25 protein-coding genes are annotated in these 25,371 nt (G+C 55.6%); 14 read left to right on the forward strand and 11 right to left on the reverse strand.

The features are described from left to right. Window positions 1-4: 4 nt before the first annotated feature. On the reverse strand, window positions 5-1,609 hold the full coding sequence (locus AB1763_01430; protein MEW5831484.1) for an ATP-binding cassette domain-containing protein: 1,605 nt from the start codon (window positions 1,607-1,609) through the stop codon (window positions 5-7). 134 nt (window positions 1,610-1,743) lie between these two features. On the opposite strand from AB1763_01430, the gene AB1763_01435 reads away from it, so the two are divergent. The 11 genes from AB1763_01435 to crcB all read left to right on the forward strand — a co-directional run bounded on the left by AB1763_01435 (window position 1,744) and on the right by crcB (window position 10,554). After that, a complete protein-coding gene (locus tag AB1763_01435) occupies window positions 1,744-2,529 on the forward strand; it encodes a PAS domain S-box protein (GenBank protein ID MEW5831485.1) in 786 nt (261 codons plus the stop codon). An 85-nt stretch (window positions 2,530-2,614) separates the two neighbouring features. Next, entirely contained in the window at window positions 2,615-4,549 is a 1,935-nt protein-coding gene (locus tag AB1763_01440) for an acetate--CoA ligase family protein (protein MEW5831486.1), read from the forward strand. 121 nt (window positions 4,550-4,670) lie between these two features. Continuing rightward, complete coding sequence (locus AB1763_01445; GenBank protein MEW5831487.1) at window positions 4,671-4,943, forward strand: RNA-binding protein; 273 nt, start codon at window positions 4,671-4,673, stop codon at window positions 4,941-4,943. A gap of 83 nt (window positions 4,944-5,026) precedes the next feature. After that, window positions 5,027-5,230 carry an RNA-binding S4 domain-containing protein gene (locus AB1763_01450; GenBank protein ID MEW5831488.1) on the forward strand — a complete coding sequence of 68 codons (204 nt, stop codon included), beginning with the start codon at window positions 5,027-5,029 and terminating at the stop codon, window positions 5,228-5,230. Between the two features lie 169 nt (window positions 5,231-5,399). Then, entirely contained in the window at window positions 5,400-6,722 is a 1,323-nt protein-coding gene (locus AB1763_01455) for a S41 family peptidase (protein MEW5831489.1), read from the forward strand. A 2-nt stretch (window positions 6,723-6,724) separates the two neighbouring features. After that, window positions 6,725-7,435, forward strand: coding sequence for a phosphoribosylaminoimidazolesuccinocarboxamide synthase (purC, locus tag AB1763_01460; GenBank protein ID MEW5831490.1), 711 nt, complete (start codon window positions 6,725-6,727; stop codon window positions 7,433-7,435). Window positions 7,436-7,452: 17 nt separating this feature from the next. Further along, the gene (purS, locus tag AB1763_01465; GenBank protein MEW5831491.1) at window positions 7,453-7,695 is read left to right on the forward strand and encodes a phosphoribosylformylglycinamidine synthase subunit PurS; all 243 of its coding nucleotides are present in this window, start codon (window positions 7,453-7,455) and stop codon (window positions 7,693-7,695) included. Beyond that, window positions 7,692-8,366, forward strand: a complete 675-nt coding sequence (gene purQ, locus AB1763_01470) for a phosphoribosylformylglycinamidine synthase subunit PurQ (protein MEW5831492.1) — start codon at window positions 7,692-7,694, stop codon at window positions 8,364-8,366. The genes purS and purQ overlap by 4 nt, the downstream gene beginning before the upstream one ends. Then, the gene (locus AB1763_01475; protein MEW5831493.1) at window positions 8,363-9,523 is read left to right on the forward strand and encodes a hypothetical protein; all 1,161 of its coding nucleotides are present in this window, start codon (window positions 8,363-8,365) and stop codon (window positions 9,521-9,523) included. Before purQ ends, AB1763_01475 begins: the two co-directional genes overlap by 4 nt. Beyond that, window positions 9,498-10,199 (forward strand): lysophospholipid acyltransferase family protein, encoded by a 702-nt coding sequence (locus AB1763_01480; protein ID MEW5831494.1) that lies wholly within the window; start codon window positions 9,498-9,500, stop codon window positions 10,197-10,199. The genes AB1763_01475 and AB1763_01480 overlap by 26 nt, the downstream gene beginning before the upstream one ends. Continuing rightward, the gene (gene crcB, locus AB1763_01485) at window positions 10,168-10,554 is read left to right on the forward strand and encodes a fluoride efflux transporter CrcB (protein ID MEW5831495.1); all 387 of its coding nucleotides are present in this window, start codon (window positions 10,168-10,170) and stop codon (window positions 10,552-10,554) included. Before AB1763_01480 ends, crcB begins: the two co-directional genes overlap by 32 nt. On the opposite strand, the gene AB1763_01490 is transcribed toward crcB, so the two are convergent. From AB1763_01490 to grpE, 4 genes are all read right to left on the reverse strand, one after another. Next, window positions 10,519-11,118: an ATP-binding cassette domain-containing protein gene (locus AB1763_01490; protein MEW5831496.1), complete on the reverse strand. Its 600-nt coding sequence runs from the start codon at window positions 11,116-11,118 to the stop codon at window positions 10,519-10,521. The two genes, crcB and AB1763_01490, sit on opposite strands and share 36 nt — an antisense overlap. Further along, window positions 11,115-12,347, reverse strand: coding sequence for a glutamate-5-semialdehyde dehydrogenase (locus tag AB1763_01495; GenBank protein ID MEW5831497.1), 1,233 nt, complete (start codon window positions 12,345-12,347; stop codon window positions 11,115-11,117). Before AB1763_01495 ends, AB1763_01490 begins: the two co-directional genes overlap by 4 nt. 90 nt (window positions 12,348-12,437) lie before the next feature. Then, window positions 12,438-14,315, reverse strand: a complete 1,878-nt coding sequence (gene dnaK / locus AB1763_01500; GenBank protein ID MEW5831498.1) for a molecular chaperone DnaK — start codon at window positions 14,313-14,315, stop codon at window positions 12,438-12,440. A 31-nt stretch (window positions 14,316-14,346) separates the two neighbouring features. Next, window positions 14,347-14,886: a nucleotide exchange factor GrpE gene (gene grpE / locus AB1763_01505; GenBank protein ID MEW5831499.1), complete on the reverse strand. Its 540-nt coding sequence runs from the start codon at window positions 14,884-14,886 to the stop codon at window positions 14,347-14,349. 165 nt (window positions 14,887-15,051) lie between these two features. On the opposite strand from grpE, the gene AB1763_01510 reads away from it, so the two are divergent. The 3 genes from AB1763_01510 to AB1763_01520 are packed head-to-tail and all read left to right on the forward strand — an operon-like array spanning window position 15,052 to window position 19,231. After that, the gene (locus AB1763_01510; protein MEW5831500.1) at window positions 15,052-16,449 is read left to right on the forward strand and encodes a DASS family sodium-coupled anion symporter; all 1,398 of its coding nucleotides are present in this window, start codon (window positions 15,052-15,054) and stop codon (window positions 16,447-16,449) included. Beyond that, the gene (locus AB1763_01515) at window positions 16,446-17,693 is read left to right on the forward strand and encodes a hypothetical protein (GenBank protein MEW5831501.1); all 1,248 of its coding nucleotides are present in this window, start codon (window positions 16,446-16,448) and stop codon (window positions 17,691-17,693) included. Before AB1763_01510 ends, AB1763_01515 begins: the two co-directional genes overlap by 4 nt. Window positions 17,694-17,740: 47 nt before the next feature. Further along, a complete protein-coding gene (locus tag AB1763_01520; GenBank protein MEW5831502.1) occupies window positions 17,741-19,231 on the forward strand; it encodes a SagB/ThcOx family dehydrogenase in 1,491 nt (496 codons plus the stop codon). Here AB1763_01520 and AB1763_01525 read toward each other — a convergent pair whose 3' ends face one another. From AB1763_01525 to rpmB, 6 genes are all read right to left on the reverse strand, one after another. Beyond that, a complete protein-coding gene (locus AB1763_01525; protein MEW5831503.1) occupies window positions 19,232-19,807 on the reverse strand; it encodes a phosphoribosyltransferase family protein in 576 nt (191 codons plus the stop codon). It lies immediately after the preceding gene. Window position 19,808: 1 nt separating this feature from the next. Next, a complete protein-coding gene (gene lepA / locus AB1763_01530) occupies window positions 19,809-21,599 on the reverse strand; it encodes a translation elongation factor 4 (protein MEW5831504.1) in 1,791 nt (596 codons plus the stop codon). Between the two features lie 87 nt (window positions 21,600-21,686). After that, complete coding sequence (locus AB1763_01535; GenBank protein MEW5831505.1) at window positions 21,687-22,616, reverse strand: ribose-phosphate pyrophosphokinase; 930 nt, start codon at window positions 22,614-22,616, stop codon at window positions 21,687-21,689. Window positions 22,617-22,680: 64 nt separating this feature from the next. Beyond that, complete coding sequence (argJ, locus tag AB1763_01540; protein ID MEW5831506.1) at window positions 22,681-23,868, reverse strand: bifunctional glutamate N-acetyltransferase/amino-acid acetyltransferase ArgJ; 1,188 nt, start codon at window positions 23,866-23,868, stop codon at window positions 22,681-22,683. Further along, window positions 23,861-24,997, reverse strand: a complete 1,137-nt coding sequence (locus AB1763_01545; protein ID MEW5831507.1) for a potassium channel protein — start codon at window positions 24,995-24,997, stop codon at window positions 23,861-23,863. The genes argJ and AB1763_01545 overlap by 8 nt, the downstream gene beginning before the upstream one ends. A gap of 21 nt (window positions 24,998-25,018) precedes the next feature. Next, window positions 25,019-25,207: a 50S ribosomal protein L28 gene (rpmB, locus tag AB1763_01550; protein MEW5831508.1), complete on the reverse strand. Its 189-nt coding sequence runs from the start codon at window positions 25,205-25,207 to the stop codon at window positions 25,019-25,021. Window positions 25,208-25,371: the final 164 nt, after the last annotated feature.

The following is a 25,371-nucleotide window of genomic DNA, read 5'->3' on the forward strand; positions in this document are numbered from 1 at the left end:
ATGGTTACAGTGCGCCGTTGGCTTTGGCTTCGGCAAACTCTTCATACGTTCCGACGAAATCGATGTAGCTTCCATCGGCGTGCAGCTCGATGATCCGCCCCGCGAACGCGTCAAGAAGCTCACGGTCGTGACTGACGCAGATGACGTTTCCGTCGAATTCGTACAGCGCTTCGCCCAGCGCGATAATCGCTTCGAGGTCAAGGTGGTTGGTAGGTTCGTCGAGAACGAGGAAATTCCCCCCTTCCAGCATCATTTTGGAGAGCATCATCCGGTGTTTTTCACCCCCCGAGATTTTCTCGATGCTTTTCTCCTGCTGTTCGCCGTTGAAGAGCATCCGTCCCAGACAGTTGCGGATTTCGCTGATTTCGCGTTTGGGATCAAACGCACGGAGCCAGTCGTAGAGCGTTTCGGTCCCTTTGATACGGTCGGTCGTATCCTGCGGAAAATAGCTCGGCTCGATCGTCGCTCCCCATTTGACGCTTCCCGCGGTAGGTTTCATCTCTTCCATGATGATTTTGAGCAGGGTCGTTTTACCGACGCCGTTGGCGCCGATGACGGCGATTTTCTCACCCGGGACGATTTTGAGGTCGATGTTTTTGAGCACCTCCTGCTCGCCGTAGCTGTGCGATACGCCGATCACGTCAAGCGCTTCATCACCCATCTGCCGCTTGGCTTTGAAGACAATACTCGGATCGCGGCGGCTGGACGGCTTGATATCGTCGATGACCAGTTTGTCCAGCTGCTTTTGGCGCGACGTCGCCTGTTTGGCTTTTGAGGCGTTCGCCGAGAAACGGCGGACGAACGCTTCGAGCTGCTCTTTTTCTTTGAGTTTTTTGTCCCGCTCCAGCTGAGCCTGGTTCGCCATGACCGTAGAAGCCAGATACCAGTCGTCGTAGTTGCCGGTAAATTCGCGGATCTTCTGGAAATCGACGTCGAGGATATTGGTCACGACGGCGTTGAGGAAGTGGCGGTCGTGCGAAATGACGACCATGGTCCCCTCGTGGCGCTGCAGCTCGTGTTCCAGCCATCCGATCGTATCGATATCGAGGTTGTTGGTCGGCTCGTCCAGGAACAAAACGTCGGGTTTCGGATAGAGCACCTGCGCGAGCAAAACCTTGAATTTCTCGGATGAGGGGAGCGTCGACATCAGGTTGTGATGCTGATCCGCCGGAATTCCGACGTTTTCAAGGATCTTCGCGATCTGAACGTCGTATTCGTAGGTCGGGTCCTCCTCGACGCAGATCATCTCCAGTTCGGCCAGGCGGTTATTGACGGCGTCGTCTTCGAAATCTCCGGTCGTGTAGAGGTGTTCTTTCTCTTTGATCGCATCGTAGAGGCGCTTGTTTCCCCACAGTACCGCATCGGCGATCGTGAAATCTTCGAAGGCAAACTGGTTTTGCCCCAACACGCCGACTTTGAGGCCCGGCTCGATCGAGATTTCTCCTTCGTATTCTTTGATCTCTCCGCTGAGAATTTTCAGAAACGTCGTTTTCCCCGCACCGTTCGCACCGATCAGGCCGTAGCGCTTGTTGCGGTCGAGTTTGAGGTTGATCCCCTCGAACAGAACCCGGCTTCCGAAACGCATTGTTAACTTTGTGACTTGTACCATTGTGAAACTCTTTACTTTAATTAATTTCGCGATTATAGCGAAAATTCGCCGTTATCCCTAATCTGACGAAAGAAGCGATGTTTAACCCGTGTTTTGGTAAAATATCACAAAACCATCACTTTAAACGGCCGGCCATGCATACCGAATCTTCCCATTACCCGCTGTTCAACCGCCTCCCCGAAGGGGTCGTCGTCGCCGACGAGCGGGGGGTGATCCTCTTTGCCAACGACGCGTTCGTCGAGCTGCTCGGCTACGATAACGATATCCTCGAAGGGCTGAATCTCCTCAGCCTGCTCGAAGACGTCGATGTCTTCGCCGAATGCGTCGCACGGGTGATGGAAAAAGGGAAAACGCTCAATGCCGATACCGCGTTCGTCCATCGCGACGGAACGGTGATCCATACGGTCAAAAGCGTACAGGCCGTACGCGAAAACGGTGAAAACCGATTTTACATCACCGTGCGAAACCTGACCGAAGCCGACCGCCTCAACCGGGAACTGCGCCATTCCAAAGAGCTGATCGAGCATCAGGCCGGAGAGCTCTCCACCCTGCTCAATTCCAAACATCTCGAACTCGAAGAGATCCTCGGCAGCATCAGCGAAGTAATCTGGTACATCGACGATACGACCCTCGAGCTGCGCTATGTCAACCAGGCCGTCGAAGAACTTTTCGCCCTTCCCAAAGAGATGTTCCTCGCCAACCAGACCCTCTGGCAGCAGCGGATCCATCCCGACGACCGCGCCCTGGTCAAAACCTTTTTCGAGACCCTGCTCCCCGGACAATCCCAGAAAATCCGCTTTCGCATCCTACGCTCCGACGAGGAGCTGCGCTGGATCAGCAGCCGCATCCACCACCACCCTACCCTCCGGTTCTTTATCGGAATCACCAGCGACGTCACCGCATCCGTTTCCGCTTCCTGATCCCGTCTTTACACCGAAGAAAGCATAGGCTATACTACGTTTCATCACCGGGCGGAGTTTCCTCCCCCGAGTTTGCGGAGTCCGAATGCTCGAATCCCAGCTCTATCCCTACCTGAAACAGGGAGGTTTTCGTACCCCCCGCTTCCGCCGTTTCGGCATCGGCGAAATCCCCGACATCGATTTTTTCCCCGTCGCATTGAAAATCGAATCCCCCCGCGTCGTCCACAAAAGCGACGTCGGCGGCGTCGTCCTTTCGGTCTGTGACGCCGCCGGGCTGGCCGACGCCCGTACGCGGATCGTCCGTAGCCTCGAAGCGCACGGAATCGTTTTCGATCCGGCTTCGGACGGTTTTATCGCGACTGAAATGGTGCGCGGGGAGGAGCTTTTCGCCGGCGTCGTGGACGATCCGATTTTCGGCAAAACGATCCTTTTCGGAAAAGGAGGGGTGCTGCTCGAACTTTACCGCGACGTCTGCTACATCGATCTGCACGCCCCCGAAGCAGAGATTCGGCGTGCGCTGCACTCCACCCGGATTTCGCGCCTTTTCGAAGGGTACCGCGGGGGTAAAACGACCCTCGATTCGGCGGTCGGTTTGATCACCGCATTCCAGAAATTTCTGATCGACCGGCCCGAAATCGCCGAATGCGACCTCAATCCGCTCATCCTCAACGACGAGGGATTCACCGTCGTGGACGCACGTATCCGCATCCATGACGCGCTCCCCGCCGCACCCCGGCCGCCGCGCCGCCGCAGCAACTTTTTCGACAACCGCACCGTCGCGGTCATCGGCGCTTCGCTCAACCCCCAGAAGGTGGGTTACGCCATTGCCAAAAACGCCCTTTCGTTTCAGGGAAAACTCTACCTCGTCAATGCGCGCGGCGGCACCTTCGAGGGGCGCGAGATCTACCGCTCCATCGACGACATCGACGACACGATCGATACCGCCGTCATCACCATCCCTTCGGCACACGTCCTCGAAACAATCCGGGCGCTGATCCCCAAAGGGGTCAAAAACATCATCGTCGTTTCCGCCGGATTCAAAGAGGTAGGCGACACCGAAAGCGAAGAAAAACTTCTCTCACTGGCACGTGACCACGACCTCAACATCGTCGGCCCCAACTGCCTGGGATACTATGCCGCCCGCCATTCGCTGAACCTCACTTTCGGCTCGGGGGCGGTCCGCAGCGGATCGCTCGCGCTTGTCGCCCAGTCGGGAGCGGTCCTCTCGTCGCTGATGGACAAAGCGGTCGAACTGGGAATCGGGTTTTCCCATATCCTCTCCACCGGAAATATGGCCGACATGGGCTTTGCCGAAATCATCGCGATGCTCGACGACTCCCCCGAATGCGAAACGATCTCCGTCTATGCCGAAGGGATTCGGGAGGGCAAAGCGTTTCTCGAAGCGCTGCGCCGGTGCACCAAACCCGTACGGATCTACAAAGCGGGGAAAAGTCCCGAAGCCCGCAAAGCGGCCTTTTCCCACACCGGGAACCTCAGCGGCGATTACCCGATGTTCAAAGGGCTGCTCGAAAGCGCCGGGGTCAAGACGGTCGACACGATCGAAGCGCTCCTCAACCCGATTTCAGCCGACGCCTGGGGAATTGCGATCATCACCAACGCCGGAGGCCCCGGAACGATTCTGACCGATTACGTCATCGACAAAGGCAAAAACCTTTACCCCCTCGGCGAAGACGACATCGCCGCGCTCGACGACGTCCTCCCTTCCAACTGGTCGCGGAACAATCCCATCGACATCATCGGCGATGCCCGCAGTGACCGCTTCGCCGCCGCACTCGAACGGGTCGAGGCGATGGAAGGGGTCGGGATGATCTACCTCCTCATTACCCCCCAGACCATGACCGATACCCTCGAAATCGTCCGGCTCTGCGAACGTCCCCGGCCAAAACCGCTCTATCCGATCCTCCTCGGCGGGGAAATGATGCGCGACGCGCTCCTTTACCTGCGGGAACGCCGTATCTGCGCCTTTACGACACTACAGGACGCGACGTCGTTCCTCTAGCGGGACACGATTTTCGCGTTCACGAAAATCACACTTTTTTTAACATTCGCGTAAGATTGGAATCGATACAATGTGTGTAGGATTATGCTAGGTATAGTTCGATTTTTTCACGGAGCACAATGTGATACAAATTTATGTCGGGAACATTCCCTACAGCAAAAACGAAGACGATCTCAAAGATCTTTTCGGACAATACGGTGAAGTCAGTTCAGTCAAATTCGTTAACGATAAAGAAACGGGCCGCTTCCGCGGTTTCGGATTTGTTGAAATGGCAAACAAAGATGAAGCTGACAAAGCGATCTCTGCCCTCGAAGGCAACGATTTCGGCGGGCGCACCCTTCGTGTCAACGAAGCACGTCCCCGCGCTCCGCGCCCTCCGCGCGAACGCTGGTAATACCCGCGGAACCCTCCGGGGTTCTCCCATACTTTCCATTTCCCATATCCCTTATCCGTAAACGATAATTTTAAAGTACCAACGTGACCTATACCCTAACCGAAGAAACCATCGAACTGTACAAGCTCATTAAAGTTCTCGATCTCGTCGATACCGGCGGACAGGCGAAGCTCCTGATCGAGAACGGGCACGTTCTGCGCAACGGCACGGTCGAAACGCGCAAACGGGCCAAAATCGCCAAAGGCGAAACGATCACGATCGGCGACGTCACAATCCGCGTCGAGTAAACGTTTCCATTGTTATTTAATGGAGTTTTCACTATAATTTCGTCAATCGTTTGTGAACATTTTAGTCCCCTGGAAGCTCCGCGAGCGCAAGGGTTCAAGATCACATCGTCCGAATGTGACTAGCTTTGATCGATCTATGCGTTAAAAGCACCAAAGAGATATGTACACCATGAAAAATACCAAAATGATGGTTTTCGGTTTTGCCAGCGCCGTGGCGATCAGCATCGCCCTCTCCACCTCCTTGCTTGCCAAAAGCGACCCGGCCGCTCCGGCAGAGCCCTCCATCGAAGCCTCCCGTCTCCAGTCGTTGGCGAAATTCACCAAAGTTCTCAGCATCGTCGAGCAATACAATGTTGACAACCTGACCATCGATCAGCTGATCGACAAATCGCTGCAGGGGATGCTCTCCAACCTCGACGCCCACTCGACCTATCTGGACAAAAAAAGCTACGACAACCTCAAAACGCAGACCGACGGCGAATTCGGCGGGCTTGGAATCACCGTCGGGATGCGCGACAATGCCCTCACCGTCATCTCCCCGATCGAAGGGACTCCCGCAGACAAAGCGGGGATCAAGGCGGGCGACGTCATCCTCAAGATCAACGACAAAGCGACGCTGGACATGACGATCGACGATGCCGTCGCCCTGATGCGCGGTACCCCGAAAACACCCATCGACCTGACCATCGTTCGCAAAGGGTCGGCTGAACCGCTGAAGTTTCACATCATCCGAGACATCATCACCGTCGAATCGGTCTATACCCGCACGATCGGCAAAGAGGTCCTCTACATCCGCGTCACGAATTTCGATAAAAAAGTGGCGGCCGACGTCAAGACGGCCATCAAAAAACACGCCAAAACGTCCAAGGGGATCATCCTTGATCTGCGGAACAATCCCGGCGGACTCCTCGATCAGGCGGTCGAACTGACCGACCTCTTCGTCGACGAGGGAACGATCGTTTCCCAAAAAGGGCGCAACAAAGCCGACGACGTCAGTTACAGCGCCACCAAAAGCAACACGATCACCCATCTGCCGCTGGTCGTTTTGGTCAACGAAGGTTCGGCCAGCGCCTCGGAAATTGTCAGCGGGGCGATCCAGGATCTTAAACGTGGCGTCATCATCGGCGAAAAAACGTTCGGAAAAGGTTCGGTCCAGGTCGTGATGCCCATCACCGACTCCGAAGCGGTCAAACTGACGGTCGCGCGCTACTATCTCCCTAGCGGACGCACGATCCAGGCCGTCGGCGTAACGCCGGACATCGAAGTCACCTCCGGCGAGATCAAAAGCCACGACAAGTCGTTCAATATTAAAGAAGCCGACCTCAAAAAGCACCTTCAAAACGAGCTCGAAAAAGAGGGCGGTATGGTCGACGTGACCGAAGCGGGTACCGGCAATAAAACGACCATCACCGCCGAGCAGATGAACAAAGACCTCCAGCTCAAAGAAGCGGTCGACATTATCAAAGCATTAATCATAGTCAAAGGAAAATAATTATGGAAAAACGCGAACTACTCTACGAAGGAAAAGCCAAACGTCTTTTCAGCACCGACGATGCGAACCTCGTCATTGCCGAATTCAAAGACGATCTGACTGCTTTCAACGGAGCCAAAAAAGCCAGTGAAGCGGGTAAAGGGGCACTGAACAACCGCATTTCGACCGAGCTTTTCAAAATGCTCGCTTCCAAAGGCGTCGAGTCCCATTTCGTCGAGATGCTCGACGAAAACCACATGCTGTGCAAAAAAGTCGACATCATCCTCATCGAAGTGATCGTCCGCAACATCGCGACGGGCAGTCTGAGCAAAAACCTCGGTATTCCCGACGGCAAAGTACTCCCCTTCACACTGGTGGAATTCGATTACAAAAACGATGAGCTCGGCGATCCGAAGCTCAACGACCAGCACTGCCTCATCCTCGAACTGGTGAAAAACGAAGCCGAACTCGACCAGCTGCGCGCGATGGCACGTCAGGTCAACGACATCCTCCGCCCTTATTTCGCCGAAAAAGGGCTCAATCTCGTCGATTTCAAACTCGAGTTCGGCCGCGACAAGGATGGCAAAATCATCCTGGCTGATGAGATCAGTCCCGACAACTGCCGTTTCTGGGATCTGGCGACGGGAGAAAAAATGGACAAAGACCGTTTCCGTCAGGGTCTCGGCGGCCTGAAAGTCGCGTACGAAGAAGTACTGAACCGTATTCTCGGATAAATTTTAGAAGGAACAGCATGAAAGCAATCGTCAACGTATTTTTGAAAAACGGAGTCCTTGACTCTCAGGGCAAAGCGGTACAGCACGCCCTTGCCCATCACGGATTCGAAAGCGTGCGCGACGTCCGCGTCGGCAAACAGATCATTATCGAAATGAACGAGAGCGATGCGGCTTCCGCCAAGGAAAAAGTCGCCCACATGTGCGAAGAACTGCTCGCCAACACCGTTATCGAAGATTACGAGATCGAGATCCAAGCATGAAAGTAGGCATTATCCAGTTCCCGGGAACCAACTGCGAATACGATACGCAGTACGCCTTCAACGCGCTGGGATGCGAAACGCAGATTCTGTGGCACAAAGACGAAGCGATCCCCGAGGGGACCGACCTTGTCGTTGTCGCGGGAGGCTTCAGCTACGGCGACTACCTCCGCAGCGGAGCGATCGCGAAAATGTCACCGATCATGAAGGCGCTCAAACGGTATGCGGACAACGGCGGAAAAGTTCTGGGGATCTGTAACGGATTCCAGGTACTGACCGAAACGGGACTGCTGCCGGGCGCTCTCAAACGCAATGAAGGGCTCCATTTCATTTCCCGTCACCACCATCTCAAAGTCCTCAGCAACGCCAATACCTTCCTTCGTCGCTGCAATGTCGGGGATGTCGTGAACATCCCCATCGCCCACCACGACGGGAATTATTACATCGACGAAGCGGGTCTCAAAGAGCTTTACGCCAACGATCAGGTACTGCTTCAATATACCGACGCACAAGGCAACATCGACAACCCCAACGGTTCGGTCGATTCGATCGCCGGTGTCTGCAACAAGGCCAAAAACGTATTCGGACTCATGCCGCACCCCGAGCGGGCAATGGAAGCGCTGCTCGGATCCGGCGACGGCAAAGCGATGCTTGAAGGGTTTTTGAACGCTTGAAAACGCTAGCTTTCTTTCTCCTGATTGCGGTTGCCCTACCGTTTGCGTTCGCCGAGCCCTCCGTGCTCAACGACCCTGCCGCCGCGCAGGAGAACGCTTCTTCCGAAGAGGCGGCGACGCCTTCGGAGACGGGAGGGGACATCAACGCCCTCTTCGACGGCGTGAACGCCGCACTGAATGTTCAGTTCACCGACCTTCCCAGCCGTGCGTACATCGGCGAGATCGTCTCCGTAACGGTCAAGCTCACTCCCGTCGACGTCGCTTCGGGCAACATCGAGTATACGATCCAAAACGAAGAGGGGCTTCGCATCTTCAGCGATACCCCCCGCCGCAAAGTCAAGGAAGACGGGGTATACGACACGTTTTATTTCCTCGTCCAGTCCGCATCCGTGCGTCTTCCCGACATTACCGCCACGGTCACCTCGACGGGATCGGTCTCGCCGACGCTCAGCGGTTCGACCCTGAGCGCTTCCTCGCTCACTCCCCCATCGTCGTTCGCAAACGTCCTTGCCGAGCGGTTTGAAATCGTCAACTACAAAACGACGCCTTACAATAACGAAAGCAACGTCGTCATCTTCACCGCCAAAGCTCAGCGGTGCGATATCGGAAGTTTCCGCCTCCCCAATGCCATCAAACAGGGCTTCGAGTCAAAAATCTCGAACGTCGGCGAATCGCAGATGACGTTCTACGCCATCATTCCCAATACCGAAGAGACGCTGAATTTTTCGTATTTCAACCTCTCCAAACAACGTTACGAATCGCTCGTGATCCCCATCATCGTCGATGACGATACGGTCTCCACCCAAAGCGATCTCTCCCCGACCGACGCCCGCCATACCGAGCTCAAAGTCACCGCTTCGGTCATCACCGTCGCCGTCTTGTTCGCGCTCTTTTACTGGAGACGCCAGAAATGGTATCTTTACCTCTCTGCACTGCCCATGTTTTACGTCATTTACGTCCTTCTTCCCAATCCGGACGTCTGTGTCAAAAAAGGAGCCCCGATCTACCTGCTGCCGATCAAACACGGCACCATCTTCGAAATGACGATGCAGGAAGAGCATTTCGAAGCGGAAAAAACGGTCGGAGAATTCACCAAGGTACATCTGCCGAACGACCATATCGGATGGGTTCATGAACGCGATCTTTGCTCGAATTAGATGGCTTTACGCCCTCATCGTCATCTTTACCGGGATGACGTTGATGATCGCCATTTTCCACTTCGTTCCCAACCCCTATGCCCAGAAGATCAGCGCATGGTTCATCCGGCTGCTCGTTTTTATCCCCGTACGGGTCAAGGGGACTCCCGATCCTGACGCACAGATGTTTTTGCTCAACCACCAAAGTGACATCGATATCGGGATCATGGAGACGATCACCCCAAAAGACCTCGCCTGGGTTGCCAAAAAAGAACTCTTCGACGTTCCGTTTTTCGGGCTCGTCGTCAAGCTTCCCAAGGACATCGCACTCGAACGCGAAAGCAAAACCGCACTGGTGAAACTGATCAAAGAGTGCAAAGACCGCCTCGATCGAGGCCGCGTCATTACGATTTTCCCCGAAGGAACGCGCACCGAGACGGGCAAAATGAAACCGTTCAAAGCGGGGGCGAAAATGGTCGCCGACAAATACGCCCTGAAAGTCCAACCCGTCGTTTTGATCGCGACGGCCTGGCATTTCAGCAACAAGCGCAAAGATTTCCGCCCCGGCACCGTCACCGCGATCTACATGGATTCCTTCGTAGCCGACAAGGAAGATCCGCAGTGGCTGAACCAGCTTCAGGAAAAGATGCAAAAGGTCTACGACGATGAGCTTTCAAACCATCCTCGCTATCGGTAGCGGTGCTTTCATCGGCGCGGTATTGCGCGCCTATCTGGGCGGCGTCGTCAACCACCACGTCCCCCATGCCCTCCCTTTCGGCACGCTCTCGGTCAATCTCATCGGCAGCTTCATCATAGGGGCCCTGTTCGCCTATTTCAGCTATACGACTTTTTTGAGCGTACAAATGAAATCGTTTCTCACGACCGGTTTTCTGGGGGGGCTGACCACCTATTCGACGTTTGCGATCGAAACCTTTTTTCTCCTCAGCGGCGGTCATTTGCTCCTTGCCGCCGCCAACATGGCGCTCAATACGTTCGGAACCGTTCTCATGGCCGCGTCAGGCTATTATCTCTTCCGCCACTGGCTCTCCTAATACCACAATCTCATCGGCGCACCACCGGGCGAGATCGGCATCGTGGGTAATCAGCAGCACCCCGCGTTCACCCAGATTTTCCACGATCAGTTTCATGATATCGACCTGGTTGAGGTTGTCCAGCGCCGATGTGGGTTCATCCAGCAGCAGCACGCCGGGGTTCATCAGCAGCGAGCGCAGTATCGAGCAACGCTGGAGCTGCCCGCCCGAGAGGCGGTGCGGCAGAGAATCGAGATGATGCGGACTCAATCCCATTTTTCCCATCAGCGTCTCTATCCCCTCCACCGACGCTACCTCGCGGATCTGCTCGCGTATCGTATAGGTAGGATGAAACGAGCTGTAGGGATCTTGAAAGACCTGCGACAGGGATGCCGAGCGAATGCTCCCCGAAAAGGGCTTCAATTCACCCAGAATCAAGGAAAACAGCGTCGATTTTCCGATGCCGCTGGGACCCACGATCGCTTTGATCTCGCCCGCACGGAGGGAAAGGGAGAAGTTTTCAAACAAAAGCGTATTTTTTGTATATCCAAAAGATATATTTTGGATATCTAATACGTTATTCAACGGGTTTGACCCTTGCCGTAGATTTTGTATTTGTACGTCGTCAGCCCCTCCACTCCCATCGGGCCTCTGGCGTGGAGTTTGTTTGTACTGATCCCCACTTCGGCACCGAAACCGAATGCTCCGCCGTCGGTAAAGCGGGTCGAGGCGTTCACGTACACCGCCGCCGCATCGACCGCATCGAGGAAACGCTCGGACGTCGTGATGTTTTCGGTGATGATCGCTTCGGAATGGCCCGAACCGAACCGTACGATATGGCTGATCGCACCCTCTACCCCGTCGACCACCCGAATGTTCAGGATGTTCGCAAGGTATTCAGTATCGAAGTCCTCTTCGCTCGCCTTTTCCACCTCGATCCATTCACGGGTCTGGTCGCATCCTTTGAGGCGGGTGTGGGCACGTTCGAACGCCTCTTTGAACAACGGCAAAACGTTTGGGGCGATGCTTCGGTCCACCAGCAGCGTCTCCATCGAATTGCAGACGCCGGGGCGCTGCACTTTTGCATTCAAAGCAATCGCAAGCGCGTTTTCGATGTTTGCGTCGCGGTCGATGTAGGTATGGCACAGCCCCTTATCGTGTTTGACGACGGGAACGGTCGCATTTTCGCTCACGTAGCGGATCAATCCTTCGCCGCCGCGCGGGACGATCAGATCGACGTATTTGTCCATACGGATCAGCTTCGTTACCCCTTCGCGCGACGAATCGGGCAGCAACGCAACCAGCTCGGCGGGGAGAGTGTTACGCAGTAATACCCCCTGCAAAGCCTGTGCGATGGCGCGGTTGGACGCTTCGGCCTCCTTGCCCCCCTTGAGCACACAGCCGTTGGCGCTTTTGAAGCAGAGCGCCGCCGTATCGGAGGTGACGTTGGGGCGCGATTCGTAGATGATACCGATCACCCCGATGGGGATCGAGACTTTCTCGATTTTCAGTCCCGCCTCGGTAACCCACCCTTCGATCACTTTGCCGACAGGGTCTTTGAGCGCGGCGATCTCTTCAATCGCAACGGCCATCGCCTCGATCCGTTTCTCATCGAGAAAGAGCCGTTCTTTCATTGAATCGGACAGTCCCGCCTCGTGGGAGTTGCGCATGTCGATCGCGTTGGCTTCAATGATGTTCATCGTGTTGGAGCGAAGGGATTCGGCCATTTCGCGCAGGATTCGGTTACGTTCGCTGCCGCTCATCGTCGCAAGGACGCGACTGGCATTTTTGGCTTTTTCTAAAAACTGTTCCATTTGAATTTCCCAAATAATATGGGGTAATTATAACAAGGAAGGGGAAGAATGAGAAAGGATTTCCCGCCGAAGCGGGAGAGAAGAGAGAAATTATTCGATTTCGGCGTCGATGACGTCGTCGTCTTTTTTCGCGCTCGAAGCGGCGGGTTCGCCGCCCTCTTGCTGTTTGTACATCTGTTCGGCCATTTTGTGGCTCGCATCGGCCAGCTTTTTCGTGGCCGCTTCGATCTCTTCTTTGGTCGCATCGGTATTTTTGAGTACCGCTTTGAGCTCTTCGAGAGCGCTTTCGATGGCCGCTTTTTCGCTTGCGTCGATTTTGTCTTCCATCTCTTTGAGCGATTTTTCGGTCTGGCTCGCCAGTGCATCGGCCTGGTTACGAAGGTCTACGACCTCTTTGCGTGCCGCGTCTTCGGCTTTGTGCTTCTCGGCATCCTGGACCATTTTGTTGATCTCTTCTTCGGAAAGCCCCGAGCTACCGGTAATTTTGATCTCCTGGACTTTTCCGGTCCCTTTGTCCATCGCCGATACGGTCAGGATACCGTTGGCGTCGATGTCGAAGGTGACTTCGATCTGCGGTACGCCGCGCGGTGCGGCCGGGATGCCGGTCAGTTCGAACAGTCCGAGCGCTTTATTGTCCCGAGCGAATTCACGTTCACCCTGAACGACATTGATGCTCACCGCCGGCTGGTTGTCTTCGGCCGTCGAGAAGACCTGCGATTTTTTGACCGGAATCGTCGTCCCTTTTTCGATGATTTTCGTCGCTACGCCGCCGAGAGTTTCAATCCCGAGTGAAAGCGGAGTAACGTCGAGGAGCAGAACGTCTTTGACGTCACCGCGCAATACCCCGCCCTGGATCGCGGCACCGGCTGCGACGACCTCATCGGGGTTGACCCCTTTGTTGAGCGTTTTGCCGCCGAACTCGTCGGAGACCATTTTCTGCGCCAGAGGAACGCGGGTAGACCCCCCGACCATGATGATCTCGTTGATCTCGTTTTTCGAGAGTCCCGCTTCTTTCATCGCCGTTTTGATGTGGCTGATCGTCTCTTTGATCAGATCGTCGATCATCCCCTCGAATTTCGCACGGGTCAGTTTGATGACGAGGTGTTTCGGCCCTGTCGCGTCCGCCGTGATGAAGGGGAGGTTGATCTCGGTCTCTTCAGCGGAAGAGAGCTCTTTTTTCGCGTTTTCGGCCGCGTCTTTCAGACGCTGAAGCGCCATTTTGTCGGCTTTGAGATCGATGCCGTGGTCGCTTTTGAACTCGGCCGCAAGGAAATCGACGATCTTGTTGTCGAAGTCGTCGCCGCCGAGGAATGCGTTCCCGTCCGTAGAGAGAACTTCAAACGTCCCCTCGCTGATTTCGAGGACCGTAACGTCGAACGTTCCGCCCCCCAGGTCGTAGACGAGAACTTTTTCGTCCCCTTTGGAATCAAGGCCGTAGGCCAAAGCCGACGCCGTCGGCTCGTTGATGATACGAAGGACGTTCAGGCCCGCAATCGTTCCGGCTTCTTTGGTCGCTTTACGCTGCGCGTCATTGAAGTACGCGGGGACGGTGATGACCGCGTCGGTGACCGTTTGGCCGAGGTAAGATTCCGCATCGGCTTTGAGTTTCGAAAGGATTTTCGCCGAAATTTCCTGCGGCGTATACACTTTCCCCGCCACGTCAACCGCGGCCATACCGTTTTTGTCGACGATTTTATAGGTAACTTTGTCGTGCGCTTCTTTGGCTTTCTCCTCGTTCATCATCAGACCCATGATCCGTTTGACCGAGTAGATCGTTTTGTCCGGGTTGGTGATTGCCTGGCGTTTGGCCGGATCACCGACGAGGATTTCCCCTTTATCCGTAAATGCAACTACCGAAGGAGTCGTATTTTTACCCTCTTTGTTGGGGATGATTTTCGCTTCGCCGCCTTCATAGACAGCAACACATGAGTTGGTGGTTCCAAGGTCGATACCGATTACTTTAGACATGGTGTTTTCCTTTTATCGTAAATTCGTAGGTTTAATTGGCAATAACGACCATCGCATCGCGCAATGTCCGTTCTTTGTAGCGATACCCTTTTTGGAAGGTATTCACAATCGCGCCGCTTTCGTGATCCGGGCTGTCCACGCGCTGAACCGCGTTGTGGACGTTCGGATCGAACGGCTCGGATTCATCCACCGGAGTGACGCCGTGTTTTTCAAGCACGCCCAGAAGCTGCTTCATCGTGAGTTCAACACCTTCTTTAAGTTTTTCGAGCAACACCGCGGGTTCCGCTTCGATCTCTGCCGCACCGATCGCCATTCCCAGCGAATCGACCACCGGGATCAAATCTTTGGCAAATTTTTCGTTCGCGTATTCGAGCGCCTGATATTTCTCACGCTCGAGCCGTTTCTTAATATTATCAAAATCCGCATGAACTCTCGCATAGGTATCTTTCAATGCGGCGAATTCCGCCCGTAAAGTTTCCAGTTCGTTTGCCCCTTCAGCGACGTTTTCGGCACTCTCCGAGAGGGTGCTTTGTTCGTTGCTCAGGGTCTCTTCTTTCGTTTCGGTTGACATGATCTCAAAAGACTCCTTTGTTGAAATCCGGCGATATTATAATGCATTGAGTCAACCATTGTCAAGAGCTGCATTATTTTTTTTATGCAACAAACTTTAGTCTTCTTCTATCAAGTATGTCATCCGGCGGGACATGGTATAATAACTTCAAAAAAGAGAGTCGCCATGGCCGCCAACCGGTATCTGATGATCGCTGTCCTTGTAGGGATGGCGGGGATCGCGTACACCCTCACTCCTCCGCTGGGGATTTCCCAACAGACGTGGGGGCTTTTCGTCATCTTCATCACCGCCATCGGCGCCATCCTTTTCAATCTTCTCCCCATTCTGACCGCATCACTGATTGCCCTGGCGACGGCGGTACTGGGGGGAGTGATCGATCCTTCCCGAGCCTATGCGGGATTTTCGGAAAGTTTCATTCTCCTCATCGTCGCCGCCTTTCTCGTCTCCCACGCCGTCCATAAATCGGGGTTGGGAAAACGGCTCTCGCTCCACATCGTCCGCCGCTTCGGCCATTCCACCCTGGGGCTGGGGTACAGCGTCGTGGCGACCGATATCCTCATCGCCCCGGCATTTCCGAGCAATACCGCCCGTTCGGGGGTCTTGTACCCGATCGTCTACGGTCTGGCCCACGACTGCGGATCGCGTGTCGGCGACGGCACCCATAAAAGGGCCGGGAGCTACCTGATGATGACCTCGATGGCGGGACTGACGATCTCATCGGGACTGTGGCTCACCGCCATGGCCGTCAATCCGGTCGGCGTCGAAATCGCCGCCAAAATGGGAATCCATATCTCGTTTGTCCAGTGGCTTCTCTACGCCCTTCTTCCCACTGCCGTGGCGTTCGGACTGATTCCTTGGGTCCTGTACAAAATCTATCCCCCCGAACTCAAGGAGACTCCCGAAGCTCCGGCCAAGGCGCTTGATGCCCTGCATAAAATGGGCCCTCTGAGCCGGAATGAATGGATTACGGGAGCCGTTTTTACCTCGATGCTGCTGCTCTGGTCGCTTTCGGGAATGTTCCCCATCGACAAAGCCGCAGTGGCGTTCGGAGGGCTTGGGATCTTGATGGCGACCCGCGTTTTTGGGATTGAGGATTTCAAAAGCCAAGGAGAAGCGCTCGGGACGCTCATCTGGTTCGCGATCCTCTTTGGGCTCTCGACCGAGCTAGCCGAGCAGGGGTTTATGCGCGCGATCGCCGAATACTTCACCGCCTACCTGGACGGAATGGGATGGTGGAACGTTTACGTCCTTTTGATTCTGGTGTACGTACTGATCCATTATCTTTTCGTCTCCCAAAGCGCCCATCTGCTGGCCCTTTTCGGTATTTTCCTCTCGGTCGGCGTTGCGGCCGGAGTTCCGGGGGTACTGATGGCCATGATGCTCCTGTTCGCGACGAATTTCAACGCGACGATCGCCCCGCAGGGTTCGTCATGCAACGCCATCTACCTCAGCAGCGGCTACGTCAATGCCCGTGACATCTACCTCTATGGAGGGAGTATCACTCTGCTTAATTTCGTCGTCTTCATCCTGATCGGTACCCCATGGATACTGGCCCTCTCATGAGACACCTCCGCGCATTCCGTTCGTCGAAAACTTTTCGTATCCTGCTGATATTCCTTTCGTCGCTGGGATCGCTATACCTGCTGCTGTTCAGCTTTCCGGGGAACCGCCTCCTCTCCCCCCTTCTCGAAACGGCCCTCTCTTCGGGATTTTCGACCCCCATAACGCTGGAGAGGTTCTCCCTGACACACAACCGTTTCGATCTGCGCTTCCATGACCGTGCGGGAAACGTGCTCAGCGCGCAGGGCGGCTTTTCGCTGCTGACCCTGCGTCTCTACGCCCATTACCGGATCGCCGCCGCTGCCGCGGGGGGGATCAATCGGCTGGAAATGCCGTTCAAAACCGAAGGTTCCCTCAGCGGAGGGATCGCTTCGTTCGACATCCGCGGCAATGCCCGGCTGCTGGGAGGAAACCTCCTCTATCGCCTGCAACTGCACCGATTCGCTCTCGCGTCGCTCTACGTCTCCGCCGAACGCATCGCGTATGCGGGACTCATGCACCGGATCGAATACCCTTCCGATACCGACACCCTCCTCTCCGGAACCATCGACCTCAAAGGATTCGATATCCGGTTTGTCGAAGGCTCGGTCCGTCTGGCGACCCGGACGATGCGATTTGAGCCCACAGAGGTCGTTCCGGATGGGGACGAACCCTTCAGCCTCCGTTCGCTCCTCGCCGATGAAGAGGGGGGCGTCCGCCCCTTTGACGTGAACATTACGTTCGAAGCGTCGGTTCAGCATCTGGGAATCCTCGAACAGTTTACCCCGATGCGTCTTTACGGCCCCGTGACGCTCGTTTCGACTCTGCGGGGGGATGAAAAGCAGCTCCTCTTGAGCGGCCGGGGGAGCGTCGCGCGCGGCGATACGACTTTCAGTGCCCAGATTGACGCCCTCGAACCGCAAAAAATCGATCTACAGATGACGCACGCGGACGTCGCCGAACTCTTCGCATTGACCGGGGCGGAGGCTCCTCTCGCGGGCAGTGCCGACATCCGGGGAACCCTCACCCCCCGCCAGGGGTATTTCGACGTCCGCCTGAGCCGTGCGTCCACCGTCCCCGCCGTTTTGAAACGCGACTACAACCTCACCCAGCCCTTCATCCGTTTCGACGCATCCCTCACCGCGGAGCTGGGCAGCCAAGGGGTCCGATACCGCGGCACGGCCCGCTCTGATCTCGCCCGTCTGGAGTTCGCCGATTCGGTACCGCAGGACCGAATGCTTCGGGAACTATTAAAAACTTTGCGTTAGCCCTTTTCCAAAGGGGTGTTTTACCCCCTTTCGTCCACAATGGCTCCATGAAAAATACTTCCGCCGCCTACGAATATCACGACCGTACCAAACACCGTCCCAGCCGTTATGCCCCCAGCCTGGGGTATATGGACTGGGCCATACAGCCCGATCCCTTCCGAACCTATCCGGGTACACCCCGGGTCCCCCTCGTCCATGACAAAACGACCCCCCCTTTTCATCTGCTGTTTGCTCCGGATATCCTTCCGCGTGCACCGCTCTGCCGCGAATCACTCTCGCAGCTCCTGCGCTATTCGCTCGGACTCGCCGCGATCAAACGCCACGGCGGGTCGGAATGGGCCCTGCGGTGCAACGCCAGCAGCGGAAACCTCCACCCCAGCGAATGTTACGTCGTCTCGCCGCCGCTTGAGGGGATCAGCGGAGGGTGCACCCTGTCGCACTACGCTCCCCGCGAACATGCGCTCGAAATCTTGCATACCTACGACACCTCCGTCATCGAGGGAGGATTCCTGATCCTACTTAGTTCCGCAATCTGGCGGGAGATGTGGAAATACGGCGAACGCTCGTGGCGTTACGCGCAGCTCGATGCGGGGCACGCATACGCGTCGATCAAAACGGCCGCGTCAATGCTGGGATGGGAATGCGGCATTGTCCCTTCCGAGACCGCGGATCTTGCACACCGTTTCGGACTCGACCAGCCGGAGCGGTTTCACCCCGAAGAGCGCGAAAGCCCCGACCTGCTGATCCGCATCGCACAGCCGCGCTATTCGCTCCCTTCTCCTCCCCTTCTGGCCAAGGCCAGCCGTCTCAGCCCTTCCCACCATCGCTGGGATGCCGTCTGGGCGATCGACGAAGCCGCCTCCGGCCCGTATCCCCAATCCGATCCCCTGCATCAAACACGCCGACTCCCTGCCCCCTCCAAAAACGCGGGGGAAGTGATCCTCAAACGCCGAAGCGCGCAGGCGATGGACGGCTCATCCCTTACCGAAACGCAGTTTCGGCAGATTCTCGACGCCTCTTTTTTCTGTACCGAAGCACCCGACGTCGATTTTATCGTCTTCGTCCACCGCGTCGAAGGGCTCGAGAGCGGTCTTTATGCTTACGTCCGCAACCCCGAACGGCTGATCCGGCTCCGCGACGCGATGGATCCCGATTTCGACTGGCTGGAGACGGGAGAGGGGCTGTATCGGCTCAACCGGGGGGATTACCGGGGTGCGGCGCAATATTTGTCGTGTAACCAGACGATCGCACGCGACGGCGCGTTCAGTTTCGGGATGCTCTGCCGCTTTGACGAAATCCTCTCCGAATCGGGAGCCGCCGGATACAAAAACCTCTACCATCAGTGCGGCATGATCGGGCAGATGCTTTACCTCGAAGCCGCTTCGCTCAACCTGTCGGCCACCGGGATCGGATGCTTTCTCGATGACGAATTCCACACCCTACTGGGCCTTTCGGAAACCGCGTACCAGTCTCTTTACCATTTCACCGTAGGACGCGCGATCGTCGATACCCGCATCACCACACTACCGCCGTACTGATCATTTGCGTTCGGCGTCGGCAAGTGTCAGGCACAATATCACTTTTTTTCCATGCGCATGGAGCGTTTCGGCCGCTTCGGAGAGGGTGATGCCGGTCGTGACGATGTCGTCGACCAAAATCACCTCCTCCGCGTCGAAAGGCTCATAACGGAAAGCGCGCGGGTTCATAAGGCGTTCGGCAACGCTTTTCCCCGCGTATTTGTGGAGGTTTTGCGCCCGCAACCGGCCGTAAAGCGGAGTAATCAGCGACGAGCGCAGGGCGCGGTTCAAAACGGCCGTATGGCTGTATCCGTTTTTGGGGCGATCGTCGATCCCCACCGATACCACCGGCTGCGCATACTCCCATACCTTGGAAAAGGGCCTGAACGCCTGATCCGCAAGGATCGAATAGACATAGTGGCCAAGGTCCGTGTGTTTGGTGAGCAGGAGCGGTTCGATCTCGTCGTAGGGGAAAAAAGAGTAGACGGGAATGTGTCCGAGGATTTTACGCTGGTGGAGACGGGGGGAGAGAAGTGATTCGCGGCAACGGCCGCAGATGTGCGAAAGGGAAAACCGTTCGCACACCAGACAGCGCATGTCAGTCCATCTTGAGGACGGACATAAAGGCTTCCTGGGGAAGATTGACCTTCCCGATCGCCTTCATCCGCTTTTTCCCCTCTTTTTGCTTGTCGAGGAGTTTGCGTTTTCGGGAGATATCCCCCCCGTAACATTTAGCGGTAACGTTTTTGCCCATCGACTTCACCGTCTCCCGCGCAATGATCCGATTGCCGATGGAGGCCTGGATCGCGACCTCGAAGAGCTGTCTTGGGACGATCTCTTTCATGTTCTTGACCAGTTCGCGGCCCCGGTACTCGGCGGCGGAACGGGGGACGATGACGCTCAGCGCATCGACGACGTCCCCGGCCACCCGGACGTCGAGCTTGACGAGATCCCCTTCGCGGTACCCGCTGGGCTCGTAGTCGAAACTCGCATACCCTTTGGAGAGCGATTTGAGTTTATCGTAGAAATCGACGACGATCTCGTTCATGGGAACCGAATATTCCAGCATGACCCGCGTTTCGTTGAGATAATCCATCTTCTCCTGCATTCCCCGTTTTTTGGTCAGCAGCGTGATGATGTTCCCCAGATAGTCGACCGGGGTGATGACGGTGGCCTTGACGTAAGGCTCCTCGATCCGCTCGATGTTCTGGGGTTCGGGAAGTTCGCTGGGGTTTTGAACCTCGATCATCGTACCGTCGGTTTTGTAAACCTTGTAGACGACCGAAGGGGCGGTTGCGATCAGATCGAGGTTGAATTCCCGCTCCAGCCGCTCCTTGATGACCTCCATGTGCAACATCCCCAAAAATCCGACGCGAAATCCGAATCCAAGAGCGATCGACGTTTCGGGTTCGTAACTGAGGCTGCTGTCGTTGAGCTTGAGTTTGTCGAGGGCGTCGCGCAGGTCCTCGAACTGGTCGGTGTCGATCGGGTAGAGCCCCGCGAAAACAAACGCCTTGGCGGGGGCGTATTCACTGACGGGCTCAGGGGCCGGGTTTTTCGCATCGGTGATCGTATCGCCGACGCGGATGCTTCCGACATCCTTGAGTCCCAGGACGACGATCCCGATCTCCCCGGCCTTGATCGACTGCGTCTTCTGGCGGCGCAGCGGATGCGGGTACATCAGATCGAGCACCTCGTGGTTCTCGTTGTTGTGCATCAGCTTTACCTTCTGGTGCATCCGGATCTCCCCATCAAAGACCCGCACAAGGGCGAGAGCTCCCAGGTAGGAGTCGAACCACGAATCGTAGATGATCGCCTTGGTCGTCGCCTCCGGGTTCCCGACCGGGGCGGGGATCCGGTCGACGATGGCGTCGATCAGATCGCGGATTCCGATCCCCATCTTGGCCGAAATGCGCACCGCGTCGGTCGCATCGATCCCGATCGTCGTCTCGATCTCCTCGGCGACCCGGTCGGGATCGGCGGCGGGAAGGTCGATCTTGTTGATGACGGGGATGAGGGTCAGATCGTTCTCCATCGCCATGTAAACGTTGGCAATGGTTTGCGCTTCTACCCCCTGTGCCGCATCGACGATCAGCAGCGCACCGTCGCTGGAAGCGAGCGACTTGCTCACCTCGTAGCTGAAATCGACGTGGCCCGGAGTGTCGATCAGGTTCAGAATATAGTGTTTACCGTCTTTGACGTAGTCCAGACGGACGCTTTGGGCTTTGATCGTAATACCGCGCTCTTGTTCGATGTCCATCGTATCCATCATCTGCGACGTCATCTCCCGTTCGGATACGGCGCCGCATTCCTGGATGATACGGTCCGCCAGCGTGCTTTTACCGTGGTCGATATGGGCGATAATAGAGAAGTTGCGAATATTGTCCATCGTGATTGATTACTCGTATGTTTTAGTTGGGGGAATTATAGCGAAACGTTGCTTAGGGGGACGGGGGTTCCCCCGCAATGAGGGCACTTAGCTGAAGAGCGAATTGACACTTTCGTTATGATAGACGCGACGGATCACTTCGGCAAACAACGGAGCGACGCTGAGCACCTTGATCTTGTCGCTCTGCCCGCGCAGCTCCAGGGTGTTGGAGACGACCAGCTCGTCGAGCTCGCCGTTGTTGATGTTGTCGTACGCCTTGCCGCTGAGTACGCCGTGCGTGGCGCACGCCATCACCGACGTCGCCCCTTTTTTCTTGAGTGCGGCGGCGGCTTTGACCATCGTTCCGGCCGTATCGACCATATCGTCGATCATGATGACGTCTTTGCCGGCCACGTCGCCGATGATGTTCATCACTTCGCTTTCGTTCGCCTGCTCGCGGCGTTTATCGACGATAACCATATCCAAGCCCAGTTTTTCGGCGAAATAACGTGCACGGGCCACCCCGCCGATGTCGGGAGAAGCGATGATCGGGTTGGGGAGGTTTTTAGAGCGGATGTACTCCTGGAAAATGATCGAACCGTAGAGATTGTCGACGGGGATGTTGAAAAACCCCTGAATCTGCCCCGCGTGCAAATCGATCGTCACGACGCGGTCGATCCCGGCGGTGACGAACATGTCGGCAACGAGTTTGGCGGTAATGGGAACCCGGGGAGCCGCTTTGCGGTCCTGGCGCGCGTACCCGAAATAAGGGACGACGGCCGTAATCGAACTGGCTGAACTGCGACGGAGCGCATCGGTCATAATCAGCAGTTCCATCAGGTTGTCGTTGGAAGGGGCACCCGTGCTTTGGATGATAAACACGTCGCGTCCGCGGACGCTCTCACTGATCTGGACGTTGATCTCGCCGTCGCTGAAACGCTTGACCATAGCCTTGGAGAGGGGGACGTCGAGCGTCCGGCACACCTCGGCCGCAAATTCGGTACACGATGAACCGCTGAAAATTTTATATCCGCGCATGGAGTTTCCTGTTGCCAATAAATTGTCGCGATTATAGCGTTCCATCACTTAGCCGTTGCTAATACTACGTGCGATAATCGGCGTTGATTTTGACGTATTCGTGCCCCAGATCGCATCCGTAGGCAGTAAACGTACCGTCTTGGAGGCCGATGTCACAGTGGATCGTAAACGCACTCTTTTTCATTACCGCTGCGGCAAGGGGTTCGATCGTCTCGTCGAACAGCAGTTCCCCTTTACGGTAGACGCACACGTCGTCGAACCAGATGCTCAAAAACGCTTCGTCGCACATGATCCCGCTCGCGCCGACCGTCGAAGCGATCCGTCCCCAGTTGGGGTCTTCGCCGAAAAGGGCGGTCTTGACCAACAGCGAATTGGATAGGGCTTTCGCCGCAATTTCGGCTTCGTGGTGATTGACCGCACCCGTCACCTTGTAGGTAACCAGCTTCGTCGCCCCTTCGCCGTCGCGCACCATCTCTTTCGCCAGAAACAGCATGATCGCTTCGAGCGCCTCTTTGAACGCGCCTGCATGAAACGCGCCGCTCAGGCCGTTGGCCATCAGCATTACCGTATCGTTGGTCGAGGTGTCTCCGTCCACGCTCGCGGCGTTGAACGTCGTATGGGTGCATTCATCGAGCAACGATTGCATCGTCTGCTTGTCGACGGCCGCGTCGGTCGTAATAAAACAGAGCATCGTGGCCATCGCGGGATTGATCATCCCCGCCCCCTTGGCCATCGCCCCGATCCGGAAAGACGCACCGTTTTCGAGCGTCACTTCAAAAGCGATCCGTTTGGCGAACGTGTCGGTCGTCATGATCGCCTCGGATGCGGCGATCCCGTCCCGACGGGATAGGTCGAAACGTTTGGCACCCTCGATGATTTTGGCTTTGGGGAGGCGCACCCCGATCACCCCCGTCGAACTCATCACAGGGTTCTGTATCTGCGGATAGGCCTGCTGCAGCGCGCCGAGTACCTCATCGATGTCGTCGATTCCCGCCCGTCCCGTCATCGCGTTGGCGTTTTTGGAGTTGATGAGGACGAAATTGGTCTCAAACTCCCCTTTGGAGCGGAAATGACGGATAGGGGCCGCCGTCATCTTGTTCGTCGTAAAGACCGAAGCGATGGCGCACGGTTTTTCGGAATAGACGAACGCCAGGTCCTTCGCCCCTTCTTTTTTGAGGCCGATGTGGATCCCGTCGGCGTAAAATCCCTGTGCCGCGCAGACACCGCCGCTGAGTGATTCAAGTTTATACATATTTGAGTTCCTCCGGTTTCTCCTGTTTTTTCACGAGCGATTTGGTAAACAAAATCCCTTTCTGGGTACCGATGACCAACAGCTTGCTTTCGCTCATTACCAAAACGTCCCCTTTGGGCATCGGCATGAATTTCCCGTCTTTTTTCGTAATTCCGATGACGGATACGTTGGCGATGTCGCGCAAATGGGTCTCTTTGAGCTTTTTGAGGACCATCCAGCTCGTTTTGGGGACGTAAATCTCCTCCATATCCAGCGGAGTGTCGCTTTTGTAAAGAAACTGTTCCAAAAGGTTTTCCATATCGGGACGGGCCGCCATTGCGGTAATACGCTGAGCCGCGAGCTTGGTGGACGATACGACGGTGTCGGCACCCAGTTTTTTGAGTTTGTCGATCGCACCGGCGTCTTCGGTCCCGCTGATGACGTAGTAGGGAGCGGGGATATGGTGTTCTTTTTCGAACAGCCGGACCGAGGTGATGAGGGCGATATTGTCGGCGATCGAGTTCGAAAGGGTGATGACCCCTTTGGCCGAGCTCAGATGCGCTTTGAGCATTGCGGTCTCGGTATGAGGCTCGGCCTTGATGTAATAGGGGTATTTGTATTGGCGCGCGATCTCCTCGAGGTCCTCCCGGGGGTCGATGACGACGAAAGGGATGTGGTTCTCCCGCAGTTGCTTGGATACCTGAATCGCGTATTCGTTGTGGTGACAGATGACAAAGTGCTTTTTCAGCCGGGCGATCCGGTACAGCATCTTCCGCTCCTTAAAGATTCGTTTGAGGTGCCCCTGGTTGATCACGTCGACGGAGACCAGGATGACAAAGGTGAACAGCGCCGATCCGAAAATGATGAGGGTGATGGTGAAGAGTTTCCCCACCGCGGAGAACTCCCCCTCTTTCAGGGCCCCGAATCCGACCGAGGTGATGGTGTAGCCGGTCTGGTACAATCCGTCAATCAGGGAATAATCTTCGATCACGATGTAACCGAGAGTACCGATGATCATACACAGTTGTAAAAGAATTAACGGGGTTCGGAACGGGAGAAACTGGGCGTAAAGTTCGTCGTTGAGAGTGATATGGGGCTTGGGAGAAGGCTCCCAATTCAAAAATTTCTGTATCTTTCGTAGAAGATTCAACGCAGACCCTTCAGGGGACGGTTACGAATCTTTTTTCAGAGTACGAAGCTCGGAAGCAGAAATTTTGAGTTTTTTGGTGGTACCGTCTTCAAGCGTTACACGAACAGTACGAAGGTTTGGTAAAAAACGGCGCTTGGTTCTGTTTTTCGCGTGAGAAACATTGTTCCCGCTCATTGGGCCTTTACCGCTAATAGCACATCTTCTTGCCATTTTGAGGCTCCTTGCAAAATTTTAGTTGCGAATTATAGCAGAGCCAACCCAAAGCATTTCTTAAAAACTTTTCACATCGTGTTACCCTCTCGGACAGCGCGGGGTTTCTGTTTTTGCCCCCCGTATCATAAAGTTTTCTTTTAACGTATACACATTACAATTAG

It is taken from the genome of Campylobacterota bacterium, assembly GCA_040752835.1.
GTDB lineage: Bacteria > Campylobacterota > Campylobacteria > Campylobacterales > Sulfurimonadaceae > Sulfuricurvum.